Annotated in this window: 14 protein-coding genes and 4 tRNA genes; 15 read left to right on the forward strand and 3 right to left on the reverse strand. The window is 66.8% G+C overall.

From position 1 onward, the window contains the following. Position 1: 1 nt before the first annotated feature. The 4 genes from TBIF_RS17585 (at position 2) to TBIF_RS17600 (ending at position 4,383) form a co-directional block, all read left to right on the forward strand. The gene (locus TBIF_RS17585) at positions 2–1,057 is read left to right on the forward strand and encodes an ATP-dependent DNA ligase (protein WP_024796066.1); all 1,056 of its coding nucleotides are present in this window, start codon (positions 2–4) and stop codon (positions 1,055–1,057) included. Next, positions 1,047–2,087: a DNA polymerase domain-containing protein gene (locus TBIF_RS17590; protein WP_024796067.1), complete on the forward strand. Its 1,041-nt coding sequence runs from the start codon at positions 1,047–1,049 to the stop codon at positions 2,085–2,087. The genes TBIF_RS17585 and TBIF_RS17590 overlap by 11 nt, the downstream gene beginning before the upstream one ends. A 12-nt stretch (positions 2,088–2,099) precedes the next feature. Beyond that, entirely contained in the window at positions 2,100–3,455 is a 1,356-nt protein-coding gene (locus TBIF_RS17595; protein WP_024796068.1) for a cytochrome P450, read from the forward strand. 79 nt (positions 3,456–3,534) lie between these two features. Continuing rightward, positions 3,535–4,383 carry an alpha/beta fold hydrolase gene (locus TBIF_RS17600; RefSeq protein ID WP_024796069.1) on the forward strand — a complete coding sequence of 283 codons (849 nt, stop codon included), beginning with the start codon at positions 3,535–3,537 and terminating at the stop codon, positions 4,381–4,383. 69 nt (positions 4,384–4,452) lie between these two features. On the opposite strand, the gene TBIF_RS17605 is transcribed toward TBIF_RS17600, so the two are convergent. Beyond that, positions 4,453–5,634, reverse strand: a complete 1,182-nt coding sequence (locus TBIF_RS17605) for an ATP-grasp domain-containing protein (RefSeq protein ID WP_024796070.1) — start codon at positions 5,632–5,634, stop codon at positions 4,453–4,455. 164 nt (positions 5,635–5,798) lie between these two features. On the opposite strand from TBIF_RS17605, the gene TBIF_RS17610 reads away from it, so the two are divergent. Next, positions 5,799–6,737, forward strand: a complete 939-nt coding sequence (locus tag TBIF_RS17610; protein ID WP_024796071.1) for a hypothetical protein — start codon at positions 5,799–5,801, stop codon at positions 6,735–6,737. A 36-nt stretch (positions 6,738–6,773) separates the two neighbouring features. On the opposite strand, the gene TBIF_RS17615 is transcribed toward TBIF_RS17610, so the two are convergent. After that, the gene (locus tag TBIF_RS17615) at positions 6,774–8,051 is read right to left on the reverse strand and encodes a geranylgeranyl reductase family protein (RefSeq protein ID WP_024796072.1); all 1,278 of its coding nucleotides are present in this window, start codon (positions 8,049–8,051) and stop codon (positions 6,774–6,776) included. Positions 8,052–8,135: 84 nt separating this feature from the next. On the opposite strand from TBIF_RS17615, the gene TBIF_RS17620 reads away from it, so the two are divergent. Both TBIF_RS17620 and htpX read left to right on the forward strand, forming a co-directional pair. Further along, on the forward strand, positions 8,136–9,191 hold the full coding sequence (locus tag TBIF_RS17620) for a polyprenyl synthetase family protein (RefSeq protein WP_051461631.1): 1,056 nt from the start codon (positions 8,136–8,138) through the stop codon (positions 9,189–9,191). Between the two features lie 80 nt (positions 9,192–9,271). Further along, positions 9,272–10,132 (forward strand): zinc metalloprotease HtpX, encoded by an 861-nt coding sequence (htpX, locus tag TBIF_RS17625; protein ID WP_024796074.1) that lies wholly within the window; start codon positions 9,272–9,274, stop codon positions 10,130–10,132. Between the two features lie 36 nt (positions 10,133–10,168). Here the strand turns inward: htpX and TBIF_RS17630 are convergent, their stop codons facing one another. Further along, entirely contained in the window at positions 10,169–10,660 is a 492-nt protein-coding gene (locus TBIF_RS17630; protein WP_024796075.1) for a YajQ family cyclic di-GMP-binding protein, read from the reverse strand. A gap of 242 nt (positions 10,661–10,902) precedes the next feature. On the opposite strand from TBIF_RS17630, the gene TBIF_RS17635 reads away from it, so the two are divergent. The 8 genes from TBIF_RS17635 to secE all read left to right on the forward strand — a co-directional run bounded on the left by TBIF_RS17635 (position 10,903) and on the right by secE (position 13,435). Continuing rightward, a tRNA-Tyr gene (locus TBIF_RS17635) sits at positions 10,903–10,985 on the forward strand. 227 nt (positions 10,986–11,212) lie between these two features. Beyond that, positions 11,213–11,285, forward strand: a tRNA-Thr gene (locus TBIF_RS17640). 41 nt (positions 11,286–11,326) lie between these two features. Continuing rightward, positions 11,327–11,399: transfer RNA gene (locus TBIF_RS17645), tRNA-Met, on the forward strand. A gap of 120 nt (positions 11,400–11,519) precedes the next feature. Next, on the forward strand, positions 11,520–11,684 hold the full coding sequence (gene rpmG, locus TBIF_RS17650) for a 50S ribosomal protein L33 (protein WP_024796076.1): 165 nt from the start codon (positions 11,520–11,522) through the stop codon (positions 11,682–11,684). A gap of 73 nt (positions 11,685–11,757) precedes the next feature. After that, positions 11,758–12,261, forward strand: coding sequence for a (3R)-hydroxyacyl-ACP dehydratase subunit HadA (gene hadA / locus TBIF_RS17655; protein WP_024796077.1), 504 nt, complete (start codon positions 11,758–11,760; stop codon positions 12,259–12,261). Continuing rightward, positions 12,258–12,689 (forward strand): (3R)-hydroxyacyl-ACP dehydratase subunit HadB, encoded by a 432-nt coding sequence (gene hadB, locus TBIF_RS17660; protein WP_024796078.1) that lies wholly within the window; start codon positions 12,258–12,260, stop codon positions 12,687–12,689. The genes hadA and hadB overlap by 4 nt, the downstream gene beginning before the upstream one ends. Before the next feature lie 195 nt (positions 12,690–12,884). After that, positions 12,885–12,957: transfer RNA gene (locus TBIF_RS17665), tRNA-Trp, on the forward strand. A 46-nt stretch (positions 12,958–13,003) separates the two neighbouring features. Continuing rightward, positions 13,004–13,435: a preprotein translocase subunit SecE gene (secE, locus tag TBIF_RS17670; RefSeq protein WP_024796079.1), complete on the forward strand. Its 432-nt coding sequence runs from the start codon at positions 13,004–13,006 to the stop codon at positions 13,433–13,435. Positions 13,436–13,474 lie beyond the last annotated feature (39 nt).

Raw genomic sequence — 13,474 nt, forward strand, 5'->3', positions numbered from 1 at the left:
GATGAGCCCCGCATTGGCGTTCCCCATCCCACCGATGCTGGCGAAGGCTGCCGAGAAGGTGCCGCCCCAGCCCGACGGCGCCGAGCACGTCTGGTCCTACGAGCCGAAGTGGGACGGTTTCCGCGTCATCATCTTCCGCACCGGCTCGGACGTCATCCTCGGCTCGCGCGGCGGCAAGGACCTCGGCCGATATTTCCCAGAGATGCTCGATGCGGCGCGCGCCGAGCTGCCCGACGGCTCCATCGTCGACGGCGAGCTGGTGGTGCCGCGCACCGTCGACGGGCACACCCGGCTGGACTGGGAGGCGTTGTCCGCCCGCATCCACCCGGCCGCGAGCCGGGTCACGCTGTTGGCCGGGCAGGACCCCGCGCAGTTCGTCGCCTTCGACCTGCTCGCGCTCGGCGGGCGCGAGCTGACGGGGGAGCGGTTCCGCGAGCGGCGGCGGCTCCTGCTGGAGACGGTGGGCGGCGGCCCGACGATCCACGTCACGAACGCGACCGCCGACACGGCCCTGGCCCAGGACTGGTTCGCACGCTTCGAGGGTGCGGGCCTCGACGGGGTGATCGCCAAGCGTCTCGACTCGGAGTACCTGCCGAACAAGCGGGAGATGGTGAAGGTCAAGCATTCCCGCACCGCGGACTGCGTGCTGATGGGCTTCCGGCCGCATAAGAGCAAGAAGGGGATCGGCTCGCTGCTGCTCGGCCTGCACGGGGCGGATGGCGAGCTGATGATGGTCGGCGGAGCCTCCGCGTTCACCGACGTCCGGCGCGTCGAGCTGCTCGCGGAGCTCGAGCCCCTGCGGGCTGGCGAGGACCAGCTCGGGGAGGCCAGCCGCTGGGCCAAGGCCATCGACAAGTCCTGGACCCCGCTGCGACCCGAACGGGTGGTGGAGGTGGCATACGACCAGATGGAGGGCTCGCGCTTTCGGCATGCCGCCCGATTCCTGCGCTGGCGGCCGGACCGCGATCCGGCCTCGTGCGGCTTCGGCCAACTCGAGGTGCCGGCCAAATACGATCTCGCAGATGTGCTCGCGGGAAGGAGCCCCGATGGCAAGTAAAGCCGAGGAGATCGACGTGCAGGGGATCGCGGTGCGCCTGTCGAGCCCCGACAAGATCTACTTCCCACAGCTCGGCGCCGAGGGCGGCACGAAGCGGCACCTGTTCGAGTACTACCGGGCGGTCGTTGATGGTGTCTCAGGGGGCGGGCCGCTTTTTGACGCGCTGCGGGACCGGCCGGTGTACCTGCAGCGGTTCCCCGAGGGCATCGAGGGCGAGGAGGTCTATCAAAAGCGCGTCCCGAACCGGCGTCCCGAGCACATCGAGTCCTGCCGGGTCACGTTCCCCTCGGGCCGCACCGCGGAGGCGCTCAAGGTGACGACGGCCGCCGATATCTGCTGGGCGTCGAACCTGGGGACCATCACGTTCCACCCGCTGCCGGTCCGCTGCCCGGACACCGACCGGCCCGACGAGATGCGTATCGACCTGGACCCGCAACCAGGCACCGGCTTCGAGCAGGCCCGCCGCGTGGCGCTCGACCTGCTGGCCCCGCTGTTGGACGAGCTGGGGCTCACCGGCTATCCGAAGACCTCCGGCGGCCGCGGCATCCATGTGTTCGTGCCGATCGAGCCCACCCAGGAGTTCACGATCGTCCGCCGCGGCGTCATCGCCCTGGCCCGCGAACTCGAGCGGCGCGCACCCGACGCCGTCACCAGCAAGTGGTGGAAGGAGGAGCGCGGGGAGCGGATCTTCATCGACTACAACCAGGCCGCGCGCGATCGCACCATGGCCGCCGCCTACTCGGCCCGGCGCACTCCCATCGCCACCGTCTCGACCCCGGTGACCTGGGCCGAGCTGGCGGACGTGCATCCGGACGACTGCACCATCGCGACCGTGCCCGGCCTCCTCGCCAAGCGCGGCGACCCCATGGCCGGCATGCACGAGAGCCCCGGCTCGCTGGCCAAGCTGCTCGAGCTGGCGGACCGGGACCAGGCCGCCGGGCTTGGCGAGATGCCCTACCCGCCGAACTATCCGAAAATGCCGGGCGAGCCGCCGCGGGTGCCGCCGAGCAAGGCCAAGTCGACGGACTAAGGAGCAACATCCATGCGCCACAAGCTCTTAGCGCCCCCACCCCCGGGCAGCAGTCTCGAGCCGATTTACGGGAGCGGGGACCCGGGTCTGGTTGAGCTGCTGCGCACCTTCCACAATCCGCTCGCCATGATCACCAAGCGCCGGGCCCAGTTCGGCGACATCTCCTACGTCAACGCGTTCGGGCTCAAGTTCGTGACGCCGCTGACCGCGGACGGTGCGGAGGCCGTCGCGATGAACAGGGGCCAGGCCCTCGCGAACGAGCCGGCGTGGGGGTTCCTCATCGGACCGTTCTTCCACCGCGGCATCCTGCTGATGGACTTCGAGGAGCATCACCACCACCGCCGGATCCTGCAGCAGGCGTTCACCGCCCCGCGGCTGAAGGACTACCTGGGCGCCATGCAGCCGCTGATCCGGGACCGCGTCGCTGCGCTGCCCACCGGCGACGGCGTCCGGCTGCTCGTGGAGTTCAAGAAGCTCACCCTGGACGTGGCGCTCGAGGTGTTCCTCGGCCTGCGGCTGCCGCGCGCGGAGGCGGACCGCGTCAACCACGCCTTCATCGCGTGCGTGGACGCCGGGATGTCGTTGGTCCGCAAGGACATCCCCGGCTCCAAGTGGGCGCGCGGGCTGGCCGGGCGCCGGGCGCTGGAGGAGTTCTTCCGGGAGCACCTGCCCGCGAAGCGCGCGCGGCGGACCCCGGACCTGTTCTCGGTGCTGTGCCACGTGGAGTTCGAGGGGCAGGCGTTCGCCGACGAGGACATCGTCAACCACATGATCTTCATGCTGATGGCCGCGCATGACACGACCACCATCACCCTGACCACCATGGCGTATTACCTTGCGCGGCACCCGGAGTGGCAGGACCAGGCGCGCGCCCAGTCACTGGCGATGGCCCCGGGGCTGGGTGATGGCGCGTTGGACTACGACGCGCTGGGGGAGCTCACTGTGCTCGACGCCGTCATGCGCGAGGCCCTGCGCCTGAACTCGCCGGTGCCGGGCCTGGCGCGCCGGGCGGTGCGGGACACGGAGATCTGCGGCAGCTTCGTGCCGAAGGGGGCCTATGTCACCGCGACGCCGATGGCCAGCCACTACGACCCGTCGCTGTGGACGAGCCCGGAGCACTTCGACCCCGACCGCTTCTCGCCGGAGCGCGCAGAGGACAAGCGGCATCGGTTCGCGTGGATGCCGTTCGGCGGGGGCGTGCACAAGTGCATCGGGATGTACTTCGCCCAGCTCGAGGTCAAGACCGTCATGCACCATCTGCTGCGCGGCTACGAGTGGTCAGTGCCGGCGGAGTACCGGTGGAAGCTCGACAACACGACGCTGCCGGTGCCGAAGGACCGGCTGCCGGTGACGCTCCGCGCGCGGTAAGTTCGGCGGCCCGCCGCGGCCGTGGTTAAAGTTGAACTCATGCCCACCGTCCGGGGGGACAGCGAGGAAGCATGGTGTTATGAACGACGGTTTCGAGATGATCGCCCGTGAGCCCGGGGTGGAGCTGGCGGTCAAGCGCTCCGGATCCGGCCCGGCGGTCCTACTGATCGGCGGGTTGGGCATGCCCTCCCTGGTATGGGACATCTGTGGGCTGGCGGAGGCGTTGATCGCCGAGGGGTTCAGCGTCATCTCGTACAACGCCCGCGGCATGGCGCCTTCCTCCGCACCCGCGGCGCCCTACTCGATCGCGGGACTCGCGGAGGACGCGACCGCGATCTTGGACCACTTCGAGGTGGCCGACGCAATCGTCGTCGCGTATTCGATGGGCTGCTACATCGCCCAAACGCTGCTGCGCGAGAGCCCTGAGCGGGTGCGGGCAACGGTCCTGTTCGCGGGGCTGCAGCCGACGCCGTTCAACAGCATCGTCGGCGAGATGGAGCTGGGGCTGATCGAGAAGTACGGCGAGGTGCCCCACGAGGTGCTGGTCTTCGAGCAGCTGGTCACCACGCTGCACCCGGCGATGCTGCAGGACCCGGTGATGGTGCAGAACTGGCGAGATCTGCTGGCGGCGGGCAGTGGCGGCTGGGCGGGGCCGGAGGGCTTCAAGGGCCAGCTGGCCGCGTCGCAGGAGTGGCTCGGCGCGGGCGAGCCGATGCCGGAGCGGCTGGCTGAGATCGCGGTGCCGACTCTGGTCCTGGCTTTCGAGCACGACCTGTTCTTCCCACCGGCCCAGTCCGAGGCGACCGCGCGGCTGATCCCGCAGGCGGAGTTCGCGCAGATCGACGGCGTCGGGCACGGCGGTCTGTTCACCGGCCCCGGAGACAGCGTGGCGAGGATCGCGAAATTCTGCGTGGAGCAGGGCAAATAGCGAACCGGCAGCGTGCGGACAGATCCGCGCGCTGCCGGTTGAGCTGGCCTGGACAGTCGGCCGAGTCCCCTACTTGGGGAGGGGGTGGCCGTCCCACTCGTGGTCGTGCATGAACGCCTCGGGGATGCCCACCTTGTAGCGGACGGCCTCGCGGAGGATGCTCACCATCGCCAGCGGCATCGCGAAGGCCGGCTTCAGATCGTTGCGCTGGGTGATGACCTCGTCGGTGCGCAGCACATCGCGGATGAACTCGCGCATCGTGTGGCCGCCCCGCGCCGACTTCCGCCAGCCGTACATGAGCATGCCTGGACCGACCATCTTGCGCACCCCGGGATTGGGGGTGACCACGGTGTCATTGGTGCCGAAGAACGCGCGGTCGATCTGGTTGTTGGCCTCGAAGAGCATGATTCCGCTGGTGGCGCGCGGGTTGCACTCGATGGTCAGGAGGCGGCCGTCCGGCACGTCGATGAAGTCGAAGCCGATCTGGCCGGTGAAGTTGATCGCCTTCACGCGGTCGCGGACCCACTGCGCGATGGCCTCGTGCTCCACATGCGCGTAGTCCAAGCAGGAGTGGCCATCGATGGCGTAGTTCACCGGATAGAGGGTGTGGGCGAGCACTTCGCCATTGCGGCAGATCGAGTACGAGCAGTAGTTCTTGCCCTTGATCCACTCCTGCGCGATCCACGGGTTGCCGGGATCGAAGGTCACGTCCGGGAGGTTGCCAGGGTAGACCTTGTGGACGTCCTGCGACCCGCGGGAGTAACACTGCTTCAGCGCGAACGGCACCGTGAAGTCCAGGGCCTCGAGCTCCTCCTGGCTGCTGACCCGGGCAAACTTCATGGTGTCCACACCGAGGGAGTCGAGCAGCACCTGGAACTCATACTTGTTGTGCAGCCGGACTTCGGACTCGAAGTCGGAGAGGAACAATTGGCAGCTGTCCGGGAAGAGGTCCGGGTAGCGGCGCACCACCTGGGCGAGGATGTCCGTCTCCTCATGGACGGTGATCACTAGGTCGATGTGCTGCTCACGCACGATGCGGGCGATGTCGCGGGCCCACTCGACGGGCTCAAACTTCGGCCGTGCCACCCGGAACGCCTTCGTCACCGAGTTGGAGTAGCGCGAGATGGGGAAGCGCACTGAGTCCGCGACAAACACGGTGTGGCCGCCGGCTCCCATCAACCTGGCAATGTCTAGAGTTAGGAAAGACCTGCCAAAGGTGATGAGAATGTTTTTCCCACCTTGGTTGGACATCTGACCTCCGAGTTGACTAATTATTAGATGATGATTGGCATGCTAACGGACCTGCCATGATCTGAGACATATTATTTGCTCTGAGCACGGCCTGATTCGCGGACCCGTCAAGTGTTCATTACTCTGATGGCTTTGACAAAATTCATTAGGAAAGGGGTGGGCGCGTGTTCTTTTTTGGGGTGCTCTTCGCCAGCCTCGCTGCCGTTGCTTACGGGGTCTCGACGGTCCTGCGGGCGATGGGCGCACGCGATGCGGCGATCCTCGAGGAAGGGCAGTCGTCCGCCACCACCAAGAATGACGGCCCGTCGCTCGAATCCACCGTGAACACCTTCCGGAACCCGGAGTTCGTGTGGGGCACAGCATTTTTGGTAGTCGGCTTCATGGGTGGGGCGGTGGCGGCCAGATTCCTGCCCCTATTCCTATCGCAGACCATTGTCTCAGCCAACCTCATTGTCACCGCGCTGATCGGCTCCGTCGCACTTCGCAATAAGCTGCACGGCCGCGACTGGGTGGCGATGACCGTGGTGATCGGGTCGCTGTGCGCGTTGGGGTTCTCGTCCTCACACACGACCGGCGGCGGCGAGGACCGCACCTTCCACTGGGCCCTGTTCAGCGCGACGATGGTGCTGTCCGCCGTCGCGCTGTTGTGCGTGTGGAAATTGGGCAAGCGGGGGCCACTGCTGTACGGCGCGATCGCGGGCGCGATGTTCGGGATTATCGCGGTGGGCGTGCGAATCCTGGACGGAGTGGACCCCTTCGACCCGGCGGTGCTGCTACTGGACCCGGCCGCCTGGACCATCGCGGTCGCGGGCAGCGTCGGCTTCTACGTGCAGACTGTCGCGTTGCAGGTCGGGCGGGTCAATGGGGTGACGGCGGTACTGGTGGTCGGGGAGACCGCGGTGCCTGGCTTCATCGGCGTCCTGTTCTTGGCCGATGCCGCGAAGCCCGGTCTGCAGTGGTTGGCGGTCGTCGGCTTCGTCGGTGCGGTCGTCGGCGCGATCCTGGTGGCGCTGTACAACTCTGGCGAGTCCGACCACCTGGACGAGAAGGCGCCGCCCGCCGGTGGTTGGAGCCTGCGGGGCCGTTTCTCCACGGCGCACTAGGACGCCGGCGGCCCGCCCCGGGCTCCAGGCTTCTGGCTAGTCGCTGAACGGGGGCCGCTCGTCCACCCGCAGCGAGCCGCGCCCCGCAGTGCGCCACGCGCGGGCCACCACATCGGAGTCCTCCTCGGTGACGAGGTTGCCCATCACCCGCACCGCGACCTTCATCAGAGTCCGCGAGCGCATGCCGACGGGCCCGGTGGCGGGGAGGAAGCGCGGGACGGTGAGCAGCCCGGCGAGCCGGCGGGCGATCGAGAACGCCGCGCCGTAGTGCTCGCCCAGCAGAGCAGGCCAGGCCCTGGTCAGATTCGTGTCCAGGCCGCGCTCGCCCAGCAGGTCGACGAGTAGCCGGCCACCCTCAAGCCCGTAGTCGATGCCCTCGCCGTTGAGGGGGTTCACGCACGCGGCCGCATCCCCCACCAGCGCCCAGTTGGCGCCCGCGACGCCGGAGACCGCGCCGCCCATCGGGAGTAGGGCCGACGCGATCGCGTCGGGCTCGCCCGTCAGCCCCCAGTCGGCGCGGCGCTGCTCCACGTAGTGGTTGAGCAGGGGACGCAGCGCGCCGGGGGAGGGGCGCTTGGCCGTCGCGAGGGAGCCGACGCCGATGTTCACCCGGCCGTCGCCGAGGGGGAAGATCCACCCGTAGCCGGCCATCAGGGTGTCGGCGGGGTCGCGCAGTTCCAGATGTGAGGAGATCCAGGGGTCGTCATGGCGCGCGGAGTCGATATAGGCGCGTGCCGCCACGCCGTAGGCGGTGTCCCGGTGCCACTGCCGGCCCAGGAGCTTGCCCAGGGTGGAGCGGACGCCATCCGCGACGACGAGCACCTGGCAGCGGATAGTGTGCTCGCCGGCCGCGGTCCGCAGGGTCACCGAATCCACGCGGCCACCCGTCTCGAGCACCCGGATCGCCTGTGCGCCCTGGGCCATCACGGCGCCGGACTCCACGGCGGCCCTGCGGAGATGGTCATCCAGCTCGGCGCGGGGGACGGCGCTGCCCTCGTCGGGCAGGGAGCCGCCCGGCCATGGCAGCGTGAGGTCCTGGCCGAAGCCCATCAGGCGCAGGCCCTTGTTCACGGTGTGCCCGCGCACCCACGCGCCGAGGCCCAGTCGGTCCAGCTCCGCTAGCGCTCGGGGGGTCAGCCCATCACCGCAGGTCTTGTCGCGGGGGAAGGTTGCGGAGTCCACCAGGACCACGTCATATCCCGCGCGCGCGGCCCACGCGGCGGTGGCCGCGCCAGCCGGTCCGGCGCCGACGACAAGCACCTCGGCTGATGAGGGCAGAACACCAGGATTGGGACCAGTTAGGGTGGACGACACCAGTCCATCTTGTCAGGCGCTGCCAGCGATACCCGTCACCGCTACCATTGCGCTACGCGGGGGGCGCCACGAGTCGGCATGACAATGGTGGGACCCGAGCAACGAGACAGGACGGGTATTGAGATCGTGAGCACAGACGGGTCTACGGACACGATTGTCGCCGGGGTTGATCTGGGCGATCCGGTCTTCGCCGATCACATCCGCAACCGGATGGAAGACGTGGAGAAGCTGCTGATCAGCGAGCTGTCCATGGGGGAGGACTTCCTCACCGAGCCGGTGCTGCACCTCGCCATCGCCGGCGGGAAGCGCTTCCGCCCGCTGTTCACTTTGCTGACCAGCCAGTTCGGTCCCCACCCGGAGAGCTCCGACGTGGTCACCGCGTCGGTGGTTCTGGAGCTGGTGCACCTGGCGACGCTCTACCACGACGATGTGATGGACGAGGCCACGATGCGCCGGGGCGCCGTCAGCGCGAACTCGCGCTGGGGCAACAGCGTCGCGATCCTGGCTGGCGACTACCTGTTCGCGCAGGCCTCCCGCCTGGTGTCCACACTGGGCCCCGCCGCCGTCGAGATGATCGCTGTCACCTTCGCGGCCCTCGTCACAGGGCAGATGCGGGAGACCGTCGGCGCACGGGAGACCGCGCCCGTCGAGCACTACCTCGAGGTCATCAGTGAGAAGACGGCGTCGCTGATCGCCGCGGCCGGCAAGTTCGGCGGCACCTTCTCCGGCGCGGACAACGAGCGCATCGCGACCCTGCAGCGACTTGGCGACGCGGTCGGCATGGCCTTCCAGATCTCCGATGACATCATCGACATCTCGTCGAACTCCGACCAATCCGGCAAGACCCCGGGCACCGATCTCGTCGAGGGCGTGCACACCCTGCCGGTGCTGTTCGCGCTGGCCGAGGAGGGGCCCGACGCGGCCCGGCTGCTGGAGCTGCTGAAAGAGCCGGTCGCCAATGACACCGATCTCGCCGAGGCGCTGGCGCTGCTCGACGCGTCCCCCGGCATGGGCAAGGCCAAGGTCGTTCTCGGCGAGTACGCCGAGCGGGCCCGGGCGGAGCTGCGCACTTTGCCAGCGGGGCAGGCCAACACCTCGCTCCAGCGGCTGGTGGACTACACCGTCGAACGAGTCGGTTAGCGGCCAGGCCGGCGGGGAATGGGAACCGCCGGCCCCTGCTGACCGTTGGGTGTGTGTGTACCTCTTGTGAAGGAGTTGACGTGCATTCACACGCAAATGGCCTGAAGACAGCGCTCTTGCTCGGCGGCATGTCGGCGCTGATCGTCGTGATCGGCGGGCTCTTCGGCCAGACCGCCCTCATCATCGCCGTCGTCCTGGCCGTGGGCATGAACGCCTATGTGTACTTCAACAGCGACAAGCTGGCTCTCAAGGCCATGCACGCGATCCCCGTGACCGAGGTCGAACAGCCCGCGATGTACCGCATAGTGCGGGAGCTCGCGACCATCGCGCACAAGCCCATGCCGCGGCTCTACATCAGCCCCACCAACGCCCCCAACGCCTTCGCCACGGGTCGCAACCCGCAGAACGCGGCTGTGTGCTGCACCCAGGGCATCCTGGACCTCCTGGACGAGAGGGAGCTGCGGGGAGTCCTGGGGCATGAGCTCTCCCACGTCTACAACCGCGACATTCTGATCTCGTCCGTGGCGGGCGCGATGGCGGCCGTCATCACGGGCCTGGCCAACTTCGCGATGTTCGCGGGGATGTTTGGAGGGCGCCAGGAGGGGTCCAACCCGTTGGCGCTACTGCTGGTCGCGATGCTGGGGCCGGTCGCCGCGGGCCTGGTCAAGATGTCCGTCTCCCGTTCCCGGGAGTACCAGGCGGACCAGTCTGGCGCGGAGCTCTCCGGGGATCCGATGGCGCTGGCCTCGGCTCTGCGCAAGCTCGAATACGGCACCCAGGCCGCGCCGCTCCCGCCGGACCCGAAGCTGGCCGCGCAGTCCCACATGATGATCGCGAACCCGTTCCGGGTGGGGGAGAAGATGGGCAACATGTTCGCCTCGCATCCGCCTATGGCGGAGCGCATCCAACGGCTGGAGGGGATGGCCGGGCGCCGTCTCTGAGCGGACGCGCCCGGCCCCTGCCCGCAGTCTGGGGAGCTAGCGGTAGTTCACGAACTGCAGCGCGATGCCGAAGTCAGTGCCCTTGAGCAGCGCGATGACCTGTTGCAGGTCGTCGCGCTTCTTGCTCGAGACCCGCAGCTCGTCACCCTGGATCTGCGCCTTCGCGCCCTTGGGGCCCTCATCGCGAATCGTCTTCGCGATCTTCTTGGCGTTCTCGCTGGTGATGCCCTGCACGATGGTGCCGGTCAGCTTGAAGCCCTTGCCGGAGGCGATGGGCTCCCCCGCCTCGAAGGCCTTCAGTGAGATATCGCGTCGGATCAGCTTCTCCTTGAGCACCTCCAGGGCGGCGAGGGTGCGCTCCTCCGCGTCGGCGGTGATCACGATGTCCTCCTCGCCGGACCAGGCGATGCCGGCGCCGGTGTTGCGGAAGTCATAGCGGGTCGTCAACTCTTTGGCCGCTTGCTGCAACGCGTTGTCGACCTCCTGCCGGTCGACCTTGCTCACCACGTCGAAGGATGAATCAGCCACCACACACTCCTTTGCTGCTTGTGCGCCGACGAAAGGCTCGTCGACGCGATCAGACTTGTCCGGTCCGGGGACGATCCGAGACTGGACCGGACCACACCCCTAAGACCGTATAGGGGACGTGAAAACCCTGCGATGCACACCGATTTGCCAGCCGGTTTGCGTTCCCATGGGGGATAGCCTGTAGTCTCCGTAACGCACACAGCGAACAAATCCCCTCGGGGGTTTATCGCCGTGTGCAGCACGGCAGATTGCCCGAGCGGCCAATGGGAGCGGACTGTAAATCCGCCGGCTTACGCCTACGTAGGTTCGAATCCTACATCTGCCACACCATGGAGGTCCCCGGACCGCAGCGCAAGTTGCAGTCCGGGGACTTTTTTGGAGCGAGTTACTGGGAAGGTCTCCGGATCTGCCTGGAATACCCGCGCTGAACTGCCGATTTGGTGTCTTGGCGGGTCAGTGTGTAATCTTGCGAAGGCTTAACCAACAGGTGGTCGAGGGGCAGGGCGCGCAGCAGTGTGCGTCCATGTGCCACGATGACGGTAGGCAGAGCACGCCCCCTTAGCTCAGACGGTAGAGCGTCTCCATGGTAAGGAGAAGGTCAACGGTTCGATTCCGTTAGGGGGCTCGTTGAGGAGTAAGGTGAGAAATCGTCTTACGCTCAAGCGTGGCGGTGTAGCTCAGCTGGTAGAGCAAACGACTCATAATCGTTGTGTCGCCGGTTCAAGTCCGGCCATCGCTACTAAGTTCCACTTACCTAAGTAGGACTGCTCCAAGTAGGACTGCACGGCCCCCAATCGAGGGAGTTCGGCGCTAGGCCGAATTCTCCACAAGTACTGTTTTACCCAAAGGAAGGCATCTCGTGGCTGGCTCCGACGTTCGTCCAAAGATCACGCTGGCCTGCGAGGTTTGCAAGCATCGTAACTACATCACTCGCAAGAACCGTCGGAACAACCCCGACCGTCTCGAGATGAAGAAGTTCTGCCCCAACTGCGTTGCCCACCAGGTGCACCGCGAGACTCGCTAAAGGTTTTCAGTAAGAAGACGCGGCAACGGCTCCGGCCGCTGCCGCGTATTTTTTTGTTTCGGAAGAGGTCAACATGGCTGTGAACCCGAACTTCATCGACACCCACTATCACGTCGAGGACGTGTACGACGTGGGGCGAGAGAAGGTCCGCGAGTACGCGCTCGCAGTGAAGAACAGCCATCCGGCTCATCACGATGACGCGGCCGCGAAGGAACTGGGCTTCGACGGGCTGCTTGCGCCGCCCACGTTCGTCGCGATCTTCGGCGTCATCGCGCAGTCGCGGCTGCTGGAGCTCGGCGGGCTGGACGTCACCCGGGTGATGCAGACCGACCAGCGGATCATCTTCCATAAGCCGCTGGTGTCCGGTGTGCGCCTGGACTGCGAGGTCTCCGTGGACTCGGTCCGCGAGATGGCCGGCTCCGACATCGTCGTCACGAAGAACGTCATCACCGACAAGTCCGGGGATCCGGTGCTGACGACGTACACGACGATCGTCCACATGGCCGAGGATGCTGCCGCCGAAGACGCTGCCGCCGTTGTCGTTGCCGTCGCCGATGCCCAGGAGGCGCAGAAATGACCCGTCGTGCATTCGACAGCGTGAGCGTCGGTGACCTGCTGCCGGCCGCGATCGTGCCGCTGGAGCGCTTCGAGCTGATCCGCTATGCGGGCGTCTCCGGCGACCTGAACCCGATCCACTGGGACGACTCGATCGCGCACCAGATCGGCCTGGACGGCGCGGTGGCCCACGGCATGCTGACGATGGGGATCGGCGGCGGCTTCATCAACGAGTGGGTCGACGACCCCAGCGCGATGCTCGAGATCAACGTGCGGTTCACCAGCCCGGTCTATGTGCCGGCGCAGCTGGACGGTCCCGCCGAGATCGAGTTCGAGGGCAGGGTGAAGTCCCTGGACGCGGAGGCGAAGACGGCGGTGATCGCCATCGTCGCGCGGTCGCAGGGCAAGAAGATATTTGGCCGCGCGACAGCGACCGTCCAACTAGCGTGAACCCGTAGCCGCCCACTCGATTGGGACGTCGGCGTCGGGTGAAGTACACTGAGATTTCTGCGAGGGTCTGTAGCTTTGCGCTGTCTGTTTGCCGCGTTTGTTCGGGATGAATTTTCCCGGTCGAATATGGTGGGGCAGCGGGTCGCGAGAGCCGAGCAGGACGGTCGCAAGCCACAGCAGTGGCGAAGTGACCAAAGGGGCGTAGCTCAATTGGCAGAGCAGCGGTCTCCAAAACCGCAGGTTGCAGGTTCAAGTCCTGTCGCCCCTGCCCCGGAATTCAATGGATTTCGGCGGCTGCGATCGAGAGGAGCACGGTGAGCGACGAGCAGGACAAGAATGAGAGCGGGGCCGCGGATGCGGCTGGGCGCTCTGCGTCCGGTGAGTCCGCGAACTCGAGTTCCGATAGTTCGGTCTCCAAGAGCGCGGCGGCTGGTGCGATGCGCCCAAGTGGCAAGCGCAAAGCCGAAGCGAACGAGTCCGAAGCCAGCTCGGCGGCCGTTCAGGTTGTGAAGCCGAAGGTGCGGCGTGGTTCCTCTGAGCAGGACCACGTGAGCCGGAATCCGTTCGTCCACATCCTCACCTTCTTGCGTGAGGTCGTCGCCGAGATGCGCAAGGTCATCTGGCCGACCAAGAACGAGATGGTGACGTACACCATCGTCGTGCTGATCTTTATTGTCGGGATCGTGGGATTGACCACTGGCCTGGACGTCGGATTCGGCAAAGCTGTCACCGTGATCTTCGGTTGAGGCGAGCACCCATGAGCAAGGCCGATGGCCCCCGTGCGA

The organism is Tomitella biformata AHU 1821, assembly GCF_000524475.1.
Lineage (GTDB): Bacteria > Actinomycetota > Actinomycetes > Mycobacteriales > Mycobacteriaceae > Tomitella > Tomitella biformata.

Coding starts and splice junctions, on each gene's coding strand:
- TBIF_RS17585 (WP_024796066.1), top strand. CDS start 2: ATGAGCCCCGCATTGGCGTTCCCCATCCCACCGATGCTGGCGAAGGCT.
- TBIF_RS17590 (WP_024796067.1), top strand. CDS start 1,047: ATGGCAAGTAAAGCCGAGGAGATCGACGTGCAGGGGATCGCGGTGCGC.
- TBIF_RS17595 (WP_024796068.1), top strand. CDS start 2,100: ATGCGCCACAAGCTCTTAGCGCCCCCACCCCCGGGCAGCAGTCTCGAG.
- TBIF_RS17600 (WP_024796069.1), top strand. CDS start 3,535: ATGAACGACGGTTTCGAGATGATCGCCCGTGAGCCCGGGGTGGAGCTG.
- TBIF_RS17605 (WP_024796070.1), bottom strand. CDS start 5,634: ATGTCCAACCAAGGTGGGAAAAACATTCTCATCACCTTTGGCAGGTCT.
- TBIF_RS17620 (WP_051461631.1), top strand. CDS start 8,136: ATGGTGGGACCCGAGCAACGAGACAGGACGGGTATTGAGATCGTGAGC.
- hadA (WP_024796077.1), top strand. CDS start 11,758: ATGGCTGTGAACCCGAACTTCATCGACACCCACTATCACGTCGAGGAC.
- hadB (WP_024796078.1), top strand. CDS start 12,258: ATGACCCGTCGTGCATTCGACAGCGTGAGCGTCGGTGACCTGCTGCCG.